The organism is Prevotella mikamonis (assembly GCF_055381405.1).
In genome coordinates, this window is the sequence record NZ_AP035785.1 from 1,469,395 (window position 1) to 1,484,305 (window position 14,911).

11 protein-coding genes are annotated in these 14,911 nt (G+C 48.1%); 8 read left to right on the forward strand and 3 right to left on the reverse strand.

The genetic code is table 11. The features are described from left to right. Positions 1-173: 173 nt before the first annotated feature. The 4 genes from ACZ42L_RS06345 to ACZ42L_RS06360 all read left to right on the forward strand — a co-directional run bounded on the left by ACZ42L_RS06345 (position 174) and on the right by ACZ42L_RS06360 (position 5,055). On the forward strand, positions 174-1,100 hold the full coding sequence (locus ACZ42L_RS06345) for a magnesium transporter CorA family protein (RefSeq protein ID WP_464701662.1): 927 nt from the start codon (positions 174-176) through the stop codon (positions 1,098-1,100). A 123-nt stretch (positions 1,101-1,223) separates the two neighbouring features. Next, complete coding sequence (locus ACZ42L_RS06350) at positions 1,224-2,987, forward strand: DUF349 domain-containing protein (protein WP_464716985.1); 1,764 nt, start codon at positions 1,224-1,226, stop codon at positions 2,985-2,987. A gap of 98 nt (positions 2,988-3,085) precedes the next feature. Next, positions 3,086-4,384: an alpha-L-fucosidase gene (locus tag ACZ42L_RS06355; RefSeq protein ID WP_464701516.1), complete on the forward strand. Its 1,299-nt coding sequence runs from the start codon at positions 3,086-3,088 to the stop codon at positions 4,382-4,384. Further along, positions 4,381-5,055, forward strand: a complete 675-nt coding sequence (locus tag ACZ42L_RS06360) for a copper homeostasis protein CutC (protein WP_464716957.1) — start codon at positions 4,381-4,383, stop codon at positions 5,053-5,055. The genes ACZ42L_RS06355 and ACZ42L_RS06360 overlap by 4 nt, the downstream gene beginning before the upstream one ends. Positions 5,056-5,181: 126 nt before the next feature. Here the strand turns inward: ACZ42L_RS06360 and ACZ42L_RS06365 are convergent, their stop codons facing one another. After that, positions 5,182-7,647 carry a transglutaminase-like domain-containing protein gene (locus ACZ42L_RS06365; protein ID WP_464715585.1) on the reverse strand — a complete coding sequence of 822 codons (2,466 nt, stop codon included), beginning with the start codon at positions 7,645-7,647 and terminating at the stop codon, positions 5,182-5,184. Between the two features lie 466 nt (positions 7,648-8,113). Here ACZ42L_RS06365 and ACZ42L_RS06370 point away from each other — a divergent pair, with 466 nt between their 5' ends. Then, complete coding sequence (locus ACZ42L_RS06370; protein ID WP_464701519.1) at positions 8,114-8,599, forward strand: hypothetical protein; 486 nt, start codon at positions 8,114-8,116, stop codon at positions 8,597-8,599. Positions 8,600-8,653: 54 nt separating this feature from the next. Here the strand turns inward: ACZ42L_RS06370 and ACZ42L_RS06375 are convergent, their stop codons facing one another. Together ACZ42L_RS06375 and ACZ42L_RS06380 are read right to left on the reverse strand one after the other, a co-directional pair. After that, positions 8,654-10,162, reverse strand: a complete 1,509-nt coding sequence (locus tag ACZ42L_RS06375) for a ComEC/Rec2 family competence protein (protein WP_464715586.1) — start codon at positions 10,160-10,162, stop codon at positions 8,654-8,656. 18 nt (positions 10,163-10,180) lie between these two features. After that, positions 10,181-11,074: a helix-turn-helix domain-containing protein gene (locus ACZ42L_RS06380; protein WP_464701521.1), complete on the reverse strand. Its 894-nt coding sequence runs from the start codon at positions 11,072-11,074 to the stop codon at positions 10,181-10,183. A 155-nt stretch (positions 11,075-11,229) separates the two neighbouring features. Here ACZ42L_RS06380 and ACZ42L_RS06385 point away from each other — a divergent pair, with 155 nt between their 5' ends. From ACZ42L_RS06385 to ACZ42L_RS06395, 3 genes are read left to right on the forward strand one after another with little or no spacing between them, the layout of a single operon-like run. Then, a complete protein-coding gene (locus ACZ42L_RS06385) occupies positions 11,230-12,573 on the forward strand; it encodes an anaerobic C4-dicarboxylate transporter family protein (protein WP_464701982.1) in 1,344 nt (447 codons plus the stop codon). Between the two features lie 52 nt (positions 12,574-12,625). Then, entirely contained in the window at positions 12,626-13,678 is a 1,053-nt protein-coding gene (ansB, locus tag ACZ42L_RS06390; RefSeq protein ID WP_464701983.1) for an L-asparaginase 2, read from the forward strand. A gap of 11 nt (positions 13,679-13,689) precedes the next feature. Continuing rightward, entirely contained in the window at positions 13,690-14,901 is a 1,212-nt protein-coding gene (locus ACZ42L_RS06395; protein WP_464701984.1) for a porin, read from the forward strand. Positions 14,902-14,911: the final 10 nt, after the last annotated feature.

Sequence of the window (14,911 nt, forward strand, 5' to 3'; positions counted from 1 at the left end):
ATATCGGCGTTTCCTTTGAAATGCGGGCGTTTTACACTATCTTTGCAAAGTTAAATCAAAGTACAATTTTCTATGGACGATTATCACGCGGAAAACTTGAAGTCATAGGCGTGAGGATTTAGCTAGATGCAAATCCCCACACCGATTATTATTTAATGTGGAGATTGGCAGACATGAGAACCTACTGGAACATTACAGACAACTTGACCGCCATTAAAGAATGGCAACCCAACTGCTGGATACAAGTGACGTGTCCAACAGACGAAGACCAACAATTGTTGGAAGAGGAATTCAACATACCCGACTACTTTCTATCAGACATCAGCGATACCGACGAGCGTGCCCGTTACGAGTACGACGACGGGTGGATGCTCATCATCCTGCGTATACCCTACGTGAAGGAAATACGATCGCGTACACCGTACACCACAGTACCCTTAGGTATCATCCATAAAAAAGATGTCACCATCACGGTTTGCTTCTACGAGACCAATATGATGATTGATTTCGTGAGCTATCAACAAAAGCGAAGTGAGGGATTTACCGACTATGTAGACATGATTTTCCGGCTGTTCTTGTCTTCGGCAGTATGGTATCTGAAGCGTCTGAAACAAATCAATGCGCTCATAGAAAAGGCAAAGCACAATCTGGACCAAGGGGTGAACAACGAGAGCCTGATAGGACTGAGCAGATTGCAGGACTCACTTACATACTTCACCACGTCTATCCGGGGTAACGAGAACTTGCTGTCAAAGTTGAAATTCAAGTTGCAGGTGGACGAATTGGATGCCGACCTCATCGAAGATGTAAACATTGAGATGACACAGGCACGCGAGACCACTGCCATCTACTCGGATATCTTGGAATCGACGATGGATACATATTCCAGCATCATCAACAACAATATGAACACCACAATGCGTACATTGACCTCGGTGTCAATCATTATGATGTTCCCGACACTCATTGCTTCGCTCTTCGGAATGAACCTTATCAATGGTATGGAGACCAGCCGATGGGGCTTCGGTATAGCACTTTTCATCTCGTTCTTCGTATCGGGACTCTCCTGGTGGATTCTCCGCTTCAAGCGTTTGCTGTGAGATTGTAGTTAAAAAATATCAAATCTGTTAGGAAATTACAAATATTTTATATAAGTTTGCATGATATATGTCTCACTATGAGACACTATACTAACTGTATCTCATCAACTTAATAGCGACATGATGGACTCTCAAGAAAATGCCCTTGAAGTGGGAAGACTAGAAGAAAAAGTTGCAATGAAAGCCTATAACACCAAACAAGAGGTGGTAGACCGGCTGAAAGAAATTGTTGGCAACAACGAAAATCCTACCAAGGACGAACTGGATTACCTTAAAACAACATTTTACAAACTGCACATTGCTGAACGAGATGCCCAGCAAAAAGCATATTTGGAAGACGGAGGAGACCCGGAGAAATATCAGGTTCTACCCGATGAAACCGAAGAAGTGTTTAAGGCAGAGATGAGTGTCATCAAAGAACGGAGAGCAGAACTCTTCAAACAACAGGAAGAAGAGAAGCAAGCTAATCTGGAGAAGAAACTTGACATCATCGAAAAAATCAAGAATATGGCTACATCACCCGATGAAGCCAATAAATCATATCAGGAATTCAAAGAACTACAGCAGCAGTGGAAGGACATCAAAGCTGTACCGGCTGACAAAGCCAATGAATTGTGGCGCAACTACCAACTCTATGTGGAACAATTCTATGATTTGCTGAAACTGAATATCGAAGCACGCGAATACGATTTCAAGAAAAACTTGGAATTGAAGACGAAATTGTGTGAAGCAGCCGAGAAATTAGCTGAAGAGACTGATGTTGTAAGTGCTTTCCACCAACTACAGGAATTACATCAGGAATACAGAGAGATTGGGCCGGTGGCAAAGGAACTGCGCGAAGAGATATGGACACGCTTCAAGACAGCCTCTACGGTTATCAACAAGCGCCATCAGCAGCACTTTGAAGAACTGCGTTCCAAAGAAGAAGAAAATCTAAATAAGAAGACTGCCCTCTGTGAAAAGACAGAAGAAATCTGCCAACAAGAGAATAAGGGTGTCGCAGACTGGGAGAAACACACTAAGGAAATCATGGCTATTCAGGCAGAATGGAAGACTATTGGGTTTGCTCCACAGAAGATGAATGTGAAGATTTTCGAGCGTTTCCGCACAGCTTGCGATACATTCTTCAATGCCAAGGCTGAATATTTCAAGACACTGAAATCACAGTTTGCCGAGAATACAGAGAAGAAAAAAGCACTTGTTGAGAAAGCCAAATCACTGCAAGACAGTACAGACTGGAAGTCGACTAGCGACAAACTGATTGCTCTACAGAAGGAATGGAAGACCATTGGAATGGTTCCCAGGAAGCTTGGCGACCAACTATGGGCTGAATTCCTCGGTGCATGCAACAAATTCTTTGAAGCACGTAACGCTGCAAACTCCGGCACTCGCAACGAAGAACACGCCAATCTGGACAAGAAGCGCGGTATCATAGAACAGCTCAAAGCATTGTGTGAAGAGGCATCAGACAATATACAGGAGAGCGTACAAAATCTTGTTGACGAGTACAACAAAATTGGACACGTACCTTTTAAGGATAAAGATAAGGTATACAAGGAGTATCATGATGTGCTCGATAAGCTCTATAAAGAACTGAACATCACCACAGCTCGTAAGCGACTGGATAATTTCCGCAGCAACATCAAGAATATAGCGAAACGTGGAGAAGATGCGCTGGGTAACGAGCGTAGCCGCCTGATGCACCGCTACGAAGCTTTGAAGCAAGAGATTATCACCTACGAGAACAACTTGGGATTCCTCAATAGCACCAGTAAAAAGGGCAATAGTCTCATCGACGAGATGAATCGGAAGGTGCAAAAGCTGAAAGATGATCTCGAATTGGTGAAGCAAAAGATTAAAGCTATTGATGCTGAAAACAAGGAATAAGATTCATATCATAGAGAAAAGCCGAACCAACAAGCGTCTGGTTCGGTTTTTTTTAGTAAATCACGAAATCACATCTAATAATTAAACTCAAATAACCCATGAAGAAATTATCAATCATCGCGTTTTTATTATTGCTATGCCTACTGCCTACGCAAGCCGAGCAGAAGTATGTACCTACCCCTGAAAACCTGGAAGCCAGGAAGGAATTTGAAGGTTTCCGCTTTGGAATATTCCTGCACTGGGGCATCTATAGTGAGTTTGCACAGGGCGAATGGTATCTCAACAGCCGCATCAACAAAGACGAATATGCCAAAGTTGCTTCCTGTTTCTATCCCCTTAACTTCGATGCAAACGCCTGGGTAAAGGCCATCAAAGAGTCTGGTGCCAAATACATCACGTTTACTTCACGCCACCACGACAGCTTCTCCATGTTCCATACTGCCGAATCCAAGTACAACATAGTAGATGCTACGCCTTTCAAGCGCGATGTCCTGAAAGAGTTGTCTACGGCTTGTGAGCAGCAAGACATGCGTCTTCACGTCTACTATTCCATCCTCGACTGGATTCGTGAAGACTATCCTATAGGTCGTACCGGTCTGCACACAGGGCGTAATCTGACTCCCAACTACGATACTTACTTTACTTTCATGAAAAATCAGATACGCGAAATTCTCACCAACTACGGCAAAGTAGGTGCAATCTGGCTCGATGGTTACTGGGATCATGACAGTGACAGCATCCCTTTCAACTGGCGTATGGAAGAATTCTATCGCTACATTCACAGCATTCAGCCATCGTGCCTTGTGGGCAACAATCACCATATCACCCCCATCGACGGTGAAGACTTCCAGATGTTTGAGCGCGACCTACCCGGCGAGAACAAGGCCGGACTATCGGGACAAGACATCAGTAAGCTGCCATTGGAGACTTGCGAAACCATGAATGGCATGTGGGGCTACAAGGTTGCTGACCAAAATTACAAGACCACCAACCAACTCGTAGAACTCCTGGTGCGCTCTGCCGGCAAGGGAGCTAACCTCCTTCTGAACATAGGCCCGCAACCTAACGGTGAGCTTCCGGCCTTGGCACTCGACCGTCTACAAGGTCTTGGCAAATGGATGAAGCAGTATGGCGAAACCGTTTATGGCACACAAGCAAGCGAAGTAGGTGAAGCAAAATGGGGTACGAGTACTGCCAAAGACAACAAAATCTATCTGCACGTGTTTGATGCTTCCCAGTCGAAAATCACATTCGCTATCAACAAGAAACCCAAGAAGGTCATCGACTTCGTAACCCGTCGTCCATTGGCTTGCCAATATGACAAGAAGACCAAGCAGGCTACGGTTACATTCACAGCCGATACCACTCCCGATTACGTTATAGAACTCATAAAATGAACTTAAATTACACCTTGGAAGTCTGCACAGGCAGTCTTCAAAGCGTCATCAATGCCGTCGAAGGCGGTGCTAAGCGAATAGAACTTTGCTCGGCACTCAGCCTTGACGGGCTTACTCCATCGCTAGGACTTGTACAGACCGTACGCACATTATTCCCCCAACTCACCATCCATGCCCTCATCCGTTCGCGCGAAGGCGATTTCGTCTACAGCGAAGAAGAGGTGCAAGTGATGGAACGCGACATAGCAGCCTTGCTTCCCTACGTGGATGCCATCGTTGGTGGTGCGCTCACAACTGAGGGAGATATAGACATCGAGACCACTCGCCGACTCATCTTGGCAGCTCAAGGTAAACCGTTTACCTATCATCGTGCGTTCGATGTATGCAGAAATCCGATACAGGCACTCGACCAGTTGATGGAGCTAGGATGCACACGCATACTTACTTCCGGACAACAATCTACGGCCGAGAAGGGTATTCCTCAGTTGCGCGAATACATCCATCACACTGCCGGAAAAATGATTATCCTCCCCGGCGGTGGCGTTACTCCGGCCAACGTTCATCGTATTATCTACGAAACCGGCGCTACAGAGATACATGGTTCTGCTTCCGGTATATCGCCAAACGGGCGAAAAGAGACGCAGGCAGAGACTGTGAGACAGCTCATCTAGCTCTATCTATCGAAGCGGAGAAGAACAAAATATAGCAACACAAAGAAGAGGGATTATGGAGATTGCGATGACGCTCTCAACCATAATCCCTCTTTTTTTGTTGTCGGCCACGCCGACAAGCAGACCTTACAACTTTCCTATCACCTTCAATATCTGCTCACCGATGTTGATGGTATACCCCTGCTGAACATATACCACGCGATTGAAGCTGTCGCAAATCACGAAGATTGGCAGCGAAGACGTGCGCAGTTTCAGCTGTTCACGCACCTCTTTCAATATCTTACCATCCACATCTGTACCCCACACTACGGTAGAAGGCAGACGGTCGAACTCCTTGAAATTGAAGCGATTCATGTGGTCGGCATCCTGAAACAGCAACACCATCTTGCGTCCCCACTTTTCAAACTGCTCCTTGTAAGCACTGATATCGCGTAGCGTATGATTGGTCGGTTCCTGATTAGGAGCTACAATACCCACCATATAATATCCACGACCAACGGTAGAAAGCAGACTCTTGTCCGTATCCGTAGCCTTGTCATGGTAGATATCCTCCGCATTCAGACTACCTATTACCTGTATATCATCGCTGCTCTCTCGCAGGGCAAAGCTCAACTTTGTCGTTCCGCCCTTCTTGATGCGGAACACTTCCGTATGGGCCAGCACTGCACCGCTAGCCATTCTCGACCCCGTAGTCAGCATATATTCACCCTCGTCCAAATCGACACCACTGGCAAAATCGCCCTTCCACGTTGCCTCTTCAGGATAAGTGAGTAATTGCGCCTCGCCATTCTCTATCCGACTCAGCGTGAAGTGGATATAGTATTTCGGATTATCATTAAACTTTGAAGCCTGATAATCAAGCACCAACCGCCCTCTCGGAGCTGCCACCGCATCACTCTTACTGCCAAATTCCACGTCTATCCAGTTATTCCCTGCATAGTACTGCAACTTACCGTTAACCTCATTGATACGAGCCGGCCATCCTAGACTGCGTGCCGCAGACACGAAGAAGATGTCGCGTCCTAACTTATCGGTCAGCTTATCACGCCACACACTCATCGGCTGCATACGCAGTCCCTGTGGGTTGTGGGCCTCGTCTATGCGGATATTCTTCTTCACCCAAGCCACCAACTGCGTAACACTCTTCACATTCGCCATTTTCTCGCGCAAGAAATGCTTGTAAGGCGTGAGCCACTCATTTTCCACGCGCGGATTCATCACGTAGCGACAATAGATATCCGACGTATCAGTCTGTTCTACCTCATGGTCGCGCAACACATCCAAAGGCACGTCGCGCAAGTCTTTCTTCGAAATCACCTTCAGCAGTTTCTGCGCCATCACCTTGTTCTTCGCACCGGCAAGGAAGGCATCTATCGTAGCATGATTGCCACGCGACTCGTCCTTCATCGTAGCCTCATAAGCCTGGCGAATCGCATCTTCCTCGGCCATACGACGAGTATTCTCTGCCCGCTGTGCATCCGTCACCTCTGGCAGACGACCGCTCGATACAGGTGGAACCATATCCAAATCCAATTTTTCAGGCAACTGCGTGCGCTCCAACACGATATTCACCTCCGGCGTCTTGCCGAACGAAATCTGCTGTACGGCCACCTTACCGCCTTTCGACACCCACAAGAGCATATCGCCCTTACCGGCTGTGAGCGACGTCTTGCCCTGTGCATCGGTCTGCTTCGTAGCCACGGTATAGAATTCGGCATAATTATACACCTTGAACTCCACCTTCGCACCAGATACGCGGTTGCCCTTGGCATCAACCACATTCACCTTTACCTCAGCCGTCGGCGCATAGTGGTCTATCACGTTGATTTCTGTGTAGTTGGGAGTACGGCTCATCACTTCTTCCGGACCGTCGTAGTCGCCAAACACCTTGGTGTGCATCAACATGCCACGCGAGGCACTCTCGTTGAACCATCCCAGATTCAATACAGGCTCAGGCTCGCATGCTCCGAGGAAATACCACTTGCCGTCTGCCCATGCTTCTACCCACGCATGGTTGTCGTCCGTATGCGCCCAACGCGGCGTATAAACCTGTCGAGCCGGTATCCCCACAGCCCTCAAGGCCGCAACCAGGAATGTACTCTCCTCACCACAGCGCCCGTAAGCCGTACAGACCGATGCCAGCGGACTACTCGTACGCGAATCCGAAGGACGATAAGTCACCTTCTCATGACACCAATGATTCACCTCCAAGATGGCATCTTTCATCGACAAGCCTTTCACACGATCTTTCAATTCGCCGTAAAACACCTTGCGGCTATGGTCCAGATTCTCATTGTTCACACGCACCGGGATGACGAAATGCTTGAATTCACGCTCCGGAATGGTCTTGCCCCACGGCATTTCGCGCCGTGCCTGCAACGACATATCTACGTTTTCGCGATAAAACTCGCGCGTATAATCGGCCTTGTCGGGCAACGACATATAGCGATACAAGAAGTCCATGTACTTCGTTTCGTCCTGATTGGCAGCCTGAACGGCCATCAAAGGAGCGGCCTGGCACTCCACGCCCTGCATGCTTCCCGCAGTAGTGACAGTGGCCATAGCCAATAAAATTAGAGTGTTTCTGTTCATATCGTAAGATTATTTTCCACAAAGATACATGATTTTCAGAGCTTATGCAAACCTAATCGGCGTAAAAGATAGTAAATATCAAAAAACTGCAAGGCCTCCGCAGTATCACTGCAAAGGCCAAACAGCAATGCTGCAAAGCCCGGACAGCAACGCTGCCAAGGCTTTGCAGTAAACGAACCTTTTATCCCCTGATTTGCCAATCTCTATCTTTCAGACAAATAGTTTACATATTTTAGTTAGATTTATTTGGATATAATACTACTTATGTGTACTTTTGCAATATTAAGAATAACGAAATAGTTATGGGAAACAACCTTAGGTTAAAACGGCAGGACGATACGCAGGGGAATAAAGACTCCTTTGTGCTGTCAGATGTGTCTAAGGATGAACTTCAAAAGAGAAGAATATCCGTATATAATTATCTGTTGTGAACAGCATTCCTAATTCATACCCATTCCGTCATATCATGAATAAAAACATCCATCAGAATGGGCATGTACGAAATCTTTTGTATAAGTTTAAATCGACAAAGTCGAATCTGTGGTACATTGTAATCGTAGAGCAATACCAGCATCATGTCTTTGCTGTCAAGTTTTACCCCAAGAAGTGGACGAACTCTAAGTACAAATACCAAAAACTTACAAACACAAACGAACCAAGAAGAATCATCAATACCTGCATCAACGTAATGCTCAGCATTTATGAGCAATATCAAGATGCCTCATTTGGTTTTATCGGAGCAAGCAGAATCAACGAAGGAAATAGAGAAACCAAGAGATACAAAGTCTATTCTACCATCGTTGCTACATATTTTAGCGACCAGTATTTCTTTCATAAGGAGAATAAAGACAAAAGCGCATACTTGCTCATAAACAGTCAAAAACTGTCTAGTCATCCTACATTGGTAAGCGACATAGAGAACTTTTTCAAGGAACAGTATTATTTTGATTAAGCAACAGACAGAACAGCTACACTTCTCAACAACCATATCTCATCCTTTCCCCTCCTAAACATCATTATTCCCTATGGGGCGCAAAGGACGGAACGAGACCAACAGGCATACGCACACGATAACGATATAGAGTAGCAACAGGCGCACACCGCCTATATAGACAGGCTCGATGCTTGCTCCGGGCCAACGGGCAATACCACTTACCACACTGTTCATCAACCCAGCTACGATGCCAACCGCCCATCCCAGCACCTGAGCACAAATAGGCAGCCACCCCATCAGCAACAGCAAGCAAGCCATATAGAGCAAGAGCATGGCACAGGGAATCACGACGAGATTGGTCAGGAGGAAATAACACGAGAATCGTCCGAAATAGTAAGCCACCAACGGAGCTGTACCTATCTGGGCAGCAACCGATGTACACGTCATTGTCCACGTCCATCGCAGCACGGCGTTTGTCGGATTGAGCCAATCAGAGAGTGGCCGATACAGGCATAGAATAGCTGCCACGGCGCAGAAAGAGAGCTGGAAGCCCACATCCCAAAGGCAAAGTGGATTGGCAGCGAGCATGATAATGGCTGCCAAGGCAAGCGTGTTGAGCGAAATATGGCTACGGTGCAGCAAGGTAGCCAACGAATAGAGAGTCATCATCGTGGCTGCACGAACCACCGAAGGGGGCAACCCTACCAGCATGGCATACATCCAAATAGCCACAAGCGCTGACAGGCGACCTATCAGCGAACGCCCGAAAAGCAGTGTCAGCACCATAAAGATGATAGACAGGTGGAGACCCGAAAGGGCCAGAATATGCGACGTCCCTGCCACTGAATAGTCATCTTTCAGCTGTCGGCTGAGCATTGACTTGTCGCCCAGTGTCATGGCTGCCACCACGGCCAAGGCATCCTGCTCCATCCCCGAAGCCGCGTATCGGGCAGTCAGCAGCTGCCGCCATCGTAAGAGCATGTCCTTAAATCCGCCTCCTCCGTGTCCAGGTAGTGTACGCAACAGCCTCATCGGCACAAAAGCCGTGGCCACATAGCCATGCACCCTCATCCATCGCTCATAATCAAAACGACCGGCAACGGGGAAAGCTGTCAGCTCTTTCAGCTGCGACACCCACTCTACCCGCTGACCAACAGCCAATTTCGTGCTACGCAAACTGTCGCCATAGAGAGACGCCCGCACCTTGAGTGCATGCCGCAGAGCATGCCCCTCTATGGCATTGACAGCCATGTCGCACATCACGACACGCCCATGAGGGGTCGGAGGACTGGTTATCACAGCTTCCATGTGGCATGTTCCTACAGGCAGAGGCGGATGAAGCCGATTGTTCTGATGGGTTATCAGCCAAATGCCGACAACTGCCGTAGCGAGCAAAATCAGGAATGTCTGTCCCACACGGTGGCGCATCCACCATGCCGACAATACCAGTATCAGCCCTGCAACCGTCCAAAGGCGCAAAGAAAACACATCGCCCCACCGGTTGCCGACGAGGATTCCGAAAATCAAGAAAGCGGCTATGCGGACTAAAGGTATAGATTGCAGGTCGGGCAAATGGTTCATGCGGTAGGATTGTTCAGGCTAGTGGGCGTCGCCTTGGTTTCTATATCCCTGCGGCGTCATGCCGGCCTTGGCCTTGAAGAAATTGGTAAAAGCCGACTGGTCGTGAAAATGGAGCATATCTGAAATCTCCCCCATCGTGAGGTCGGAACTACGCAATAGGTTACAAGCCTCTTTGTAAGCGAGTTGCGAGAGATGCTCGCTCACCGTCGCACCGGATATTTCGCGCACGGTGCGCGAAAGGTAGGTGGGCGTCATATTCAGCTTGTCGGCATAGAAAACCACCTGGCGCTCTTCCCGAAAATTCATGGTGGCCAGGTGCATGAAGATTTTAAATATGTTCTCCTTATGCTTGAAGTCGTGCGTAAAGAGTTTGCTGTCGTAAGGTAATTCCACGATAAAGAGCAGACAGACATGCACCAACGAACGGATGATTTCGGCCTTATACAAATGAGAATATCTGATGGCTGTGCGCACCTGATGGAACAATCCCCCCAAATCGGTAGCCTTTTGGCTGTCCAGATGATACACCGGTGCTTGCGACAGGAAGGTCTCAGGCATCATCACGTCGGAATCATTGCTGACCGAGCGCATGCTCGCATAGAGCGAACTGTCTATCATCAGCCCTTCCAAGGCAATGCCCGAATCGTCGGACTGACAATGAATGAGTTGGAAAGGAGACAGAATCAGCAGGTCTCCGGTATGCAGTTCGACGCTGTTGTCGCCTATCTCGACCGACAGTCTACCCTCTTTCAGCAACAGCAAAAGATAGAAACTGATTCTTCCCTCAAAGAATGCCATCGTACAATCGGGCGATGCAGCCGTTGAAAATGCAGCCACATGCTCTCCATAAACATCGGAAACATGGTATTGCTCCGCTATTTCCGACAAGCCTAAAACATGCTTTAAAACCATTTTTACATAGTACGTGTTTGTCGCAAAATTACAAATTGTTTCGATATTTACAAAAAATGGGCAGATTTTTGTAAATTCCGACACTGTTTTTTACATTATCTTTGCCATAGATTTACTTTTTGACACGACCTTTAGGAATTCAAAACGAAAAACCTATGATAACAACAATGGTATTATTACAGCTCGCTATCGTGCTGGCCCTGATATTTATCGGTGCGCGTGTGGGCAGCATCGGACTCGGAATCTACGGCATGGTAGGCGTGTTCATACTCGTTTTTATCTTCGGACTGAAACCGGGCAAACTGCCCATCGACGTGATGCTCATCATCGTATCGGTCATAACGGCTGCCGCATCGCTGCAAGCTGCCGGCGGACTAGACTATCTCGTGGGAGTAGCCGCACGCTTTCTACGCAAGCATCCACAGCAGATTACATACTACGGACCGCTCACTACGTGGCTCTTCTGTCTTGTGGCCGGCACGGCACATACTTCCTATTCGCTGCTCCCCATCATCTCTGAGATAGCCAAGAATTCCAAGATTCGCCCCGAACGACCACTGAGCGTGGCCGCCATCGCGGCATCGCTGGGAATCACCGGCAGTCCTGTTTCGGCCGCAACGGCAGCCGTCATCAGTACCGACTTGCTGGGTGGACGTGGCATCGAACTCAAAGACATACTGATTATCTGTATTCCAGCCTCACTCATAGCCATTCTGGTATCAGCCTTTGTGCAGAATTTCGTAGGCAAGGAGTTGGAAGACGATCCCGAATACCAACGCAGGGTGCGCGAGGGTATCATCAATCCTGAAGAGGATTTACGTAAGATGGAGGAAATGGAGAGCCACCCCTCGAAGTATGCACGTCGCTCTGTATGGGCATTCTTATTGGGTGTTGTACTCGTCGTCGTATTCGGTTCAGCTCCTTCATTGCGCCCCTCGTTCATGGTAGATGGCGTAAAGACCACGCTCGGCATGCCCGAAACCATCGAGATTATCATGATGGCTGTCGCCGCACTCATCCTGCTAATCGGTAAGGCCGACATCAAGAAGGCTGTCGGTGGCAACGTGTTTGCCGCCGGAATGAACGCCATGGTGTCTATATTCGGTATTGCGTGGATGGGCGATACTTTCTTCAACGGCAACCTGGAGTTCTTCAAATCCCACATAGCCGATGTGGTTACGCAGTACCCATTCCTCTTTGCCATCGCCCTGTTTTTGATGTCTATCATGCTCTTCTCGCAGGCAGCCACCGTCAGGACACTTTATCCGCTCGGCATCGGACTCGGTATCAATCCGTTGGCATTGGTAGCGATGTTTCCGGCAGTGAATGGTTACTTCTTCATCCCCAACTATCCTACCGAGGTGGCAGCCATCAATTTCGACCAGACAGGAACTACCCGCATCGGCAGATACGTACTCAACCACTCGTTCCAGCTATCGGGTTTCATCACCACCTTCGTATCCATAGGCGTAGGTTACCTCATCATGCAAATGCTATAATGCAATCTTAATACTTTACTAACCCGGCGTTAAGCCACAAATTCTAATCATTATGACAAAGAAATTTTATGCGTTGGTAGTGCTTTTTGCACTGTTCATCAGTTTATCAATGGCTGCAAAGCCTAAGATTCGCATCATTGCAACGGGCGGAACGATTGCCGGTGTCAGCGCGTCGGCCACTTCATCAGCTTACAGTGCAGGACAAGTGGGCGTTCAGACACTCATCCAGGCCGTTCCACAGATGCTCGATTTGGCCGACGTAAGCGGCGAACAACTGGTCAATATCGGTTCTCAAGACATGAATGACCAGGTATGGTTGAAGCTCGCCAAGCGTATCAATCAGTTGTTAAACAATGAAGGTTACGACGGTGTAGTAGTGACTCACGGAACAGACACGATGGAAGAGACTGCTTATTTCCTGAATCTTACCGTGCACAGCGACAAGCCTGTCATCCTCGTTGGGTCTATGCGCCCCTCTACAGGCATCAGTGCCGACGGTCCCGGTAACCTCTATGCCGGTGTAGCTGCGGCTGCAAGCCCCAATTCCAAAGGCCGCGGTGTGATGTGCTGCATGAACAATCTGCTGCTCGATGCAAAGGAAGTCATCAAGACCCACACCACCGATCTAGCTACATTCCAAGCTGCCAACTATGGCAAGGTGGGTTATATCTACAATGGTGAAGCCATCTACAACCGCTCCATGGACAATCTTCACACCACGAAGAGCGAGTTCAGCGTAGACAATCTCGACAAGTTGCCACAGGTAGGTATCGTCTATGGCTATGCCAACTGCTCTCCACTGCCCATGCAGGCATTCGTGGATGCCAATTTCGACGGTATCGTCTTGGCTGGTGTAGGCGACGGTAACTTCTATAAGGACGTGTTCGACGTAGCATTGAAGGCACGCGCCAAAGGTATCAACATCGTACGCTCATCTCGTGTTCCCACCGGTCCTACCTGTCTGAATGGTGAGGTAGACGACTCCAAATACCACTTCGTAGCTTCCCTGACGCTCAATCCTCAGAAGGCACGCGTACTCCTGATGCTTGCTTTGACAAAAACCAAAGACTGGCAGAAGATTCAAGAATACTTCCAAAAATATTAATCTGATACCTTATGAAACAATATCTATCAATCGTAGCTGCCCTTTGCATCTCAATGGGTGCGGCAGCTCAAGGCAACAATATAGGCATGGGCGGACAGGACGGCAACTACCAGTCACTGGCCGAACGAGTGCTGAAACTGGAAAAGAAGACCGATGCTTTCAACGTATATTTCAACTATGCAGCATCAGGTAGTGCCACCGAGACCGACGGTGTATGGGGAACAGGCTTTGCCAACAAGCAGTTGCGTCTGGAAATCAAGGGTAACATCACCGACAAGTTGTTCTATCGCTTCCGTCATCGCTTGAACAAAAACAATACAGCTAAGAGCAAAGACAACTTCGCTAAAGCCACCGATATTATGATGGTGGGCTACAGTTTCAACGACAAACTGACCGTTCAGGCTGGTAAGATGTGCCAGATATGGGGTGGATTCGAATTCGATGAGAACCCGATGTATATCTATCAATACTCCGACATGGTCGACAACATGGACAACTTCATGGCCGGCGTGGTGCTATCGTATAAACCTGTGCCCACACAAGAGATTGCCGTGGAGGTTTCAGACGCCGACAACGACAATTTTGCCGATTACTATGGCAGCAACGTCGTGGCTACGGCAGGCCCTTCATTGCGCGAATTGAAAGCCGTTACGGGCAGCAGAAATCCCCTCACCTACATCGTCAACTGGAACGGAAGTTTCTTCAACGACGTGTTACAGACCCGATGGGCATGGGGCATACAGACTCAGGCACGCCACAAGTATTCGCGCATGATTACCCTGGGACAGCGGTTGAATCTCCCCAAATTCCAATGGTACTTCGACTATATGGGTGCATTCGACGGCTTGGATCGCCTTCGTATTGCCAGTAGCGAGCTGGGTGGCCAGCTTGAAACCATCCATGCCAACGCAGGATACTTCAGTGATGTGCATTACAACTCGTTCATCAGCAAAATCAACTGGCAGTTTGCGCCACAGTGGAATCTCATGCTCAAGGGCATGTACGAGACTGCCAGCATCTCCAAGATAGAAGAATTCAAGGACTATCGCAAGTCGTTTGGCTACATGGGAGCTGTCGAGTATTACCCCGTCAAGCAGCAGGATTTCCGCCTGTTCCTGGCTTACATTGGCCGTAAGTTCGATTATAGTGAAAAGTCGGGCTTGAAAGATTACAACACCAATCGTATAGAACTGGGCTTCATGTATAGAATCAAATGTTTCTAATAAGCCTATA

What these genes read in the sequence shown, in the direction of transcription:
- ACZ42L_RS06345 (WP_464701662.1), top strand. Translation starts at nt 174, where the DNA reads ATGAGAACCTACTGGAACATTACAGACAACTTGACCGCCATTAAAGAA.
- ACZ42L_RS06350 (WP_464716985.1), top strand. Translation starts at nt 1,224, where the DNA reads ATGGACTCTCAAGAAAATGCCCTTGAAGTGGGAAGACTAGAAGAAAAA.
- ACZ42L_RS06355 (WP_464701516.1), top strand. Translation starts at nt 3,086, where the DNA reads ATGAAGAAATTATCAATCATCGCGTTTTTATTATTGCTATGCCTACTG.
- ACZ42L_RS06360 (WP_464716957.1), top strand. Translation starts at nt 4,381, where the DNA reads ATGAACTTAAATTACACCTTGGAAGTCTGCACAGGCAGTCTTCAAAGC.
- ACZ42L_RS06365 (WP_464715585.1), bottom strand. Translation starts at nt 7,647, where the DNA reads ATGAACAGAAACACTCTAATTTTATTGGCTATGGCCACTGTCACTACT.
- ACZ42L_RS06370 (WP_464701519.1), top strand. Translation starts at nt 8,114, where the DNA reads ATGAATAAAAACATCCATCAGAATGGGCATGTACGAAATCTTTTGTAT.
- ACZ42L_RS06375 (WP_464715586.1), bottom strand. Translation starts at nt 10,162, where the DNA reads ATGAACCATTTGCCCGACCTGCAATCTATACCTTTAGTCCGCATAGCC.
- ACZ42L_RS06380 (WP_464701521.1), bottom strand. Translation starts at nt 11,074, where the DNA reads ATGGTTTTAAAGCATGTTTTAGGCTTGTCGGAAATAGCGGAGCAATAC.
- ACZ42L_RS06385 (WP_464701982.1), top strand. Translation starts at nt 11,230, where the DNA reads ATGATAACAACAATGGTATTATTACAGCTCGCTATCGTGCTGGCCCTG.
- ansB (WP_464701983.1), top strand. Translation starts at nt 12,626, where the DNA reads ATGACAAAGAAATTTTATGCGTTGGTAGTGCTTTTTGCACTGTTCATC.
- ACZ42L_RS06395 (WP_464701984.1), top strand. Translation starts at nt 13,690, where the DNA reads ATGAAACAATATCTATCAATCGTAGCTGCCCTTTGCATCTCAATGGGT.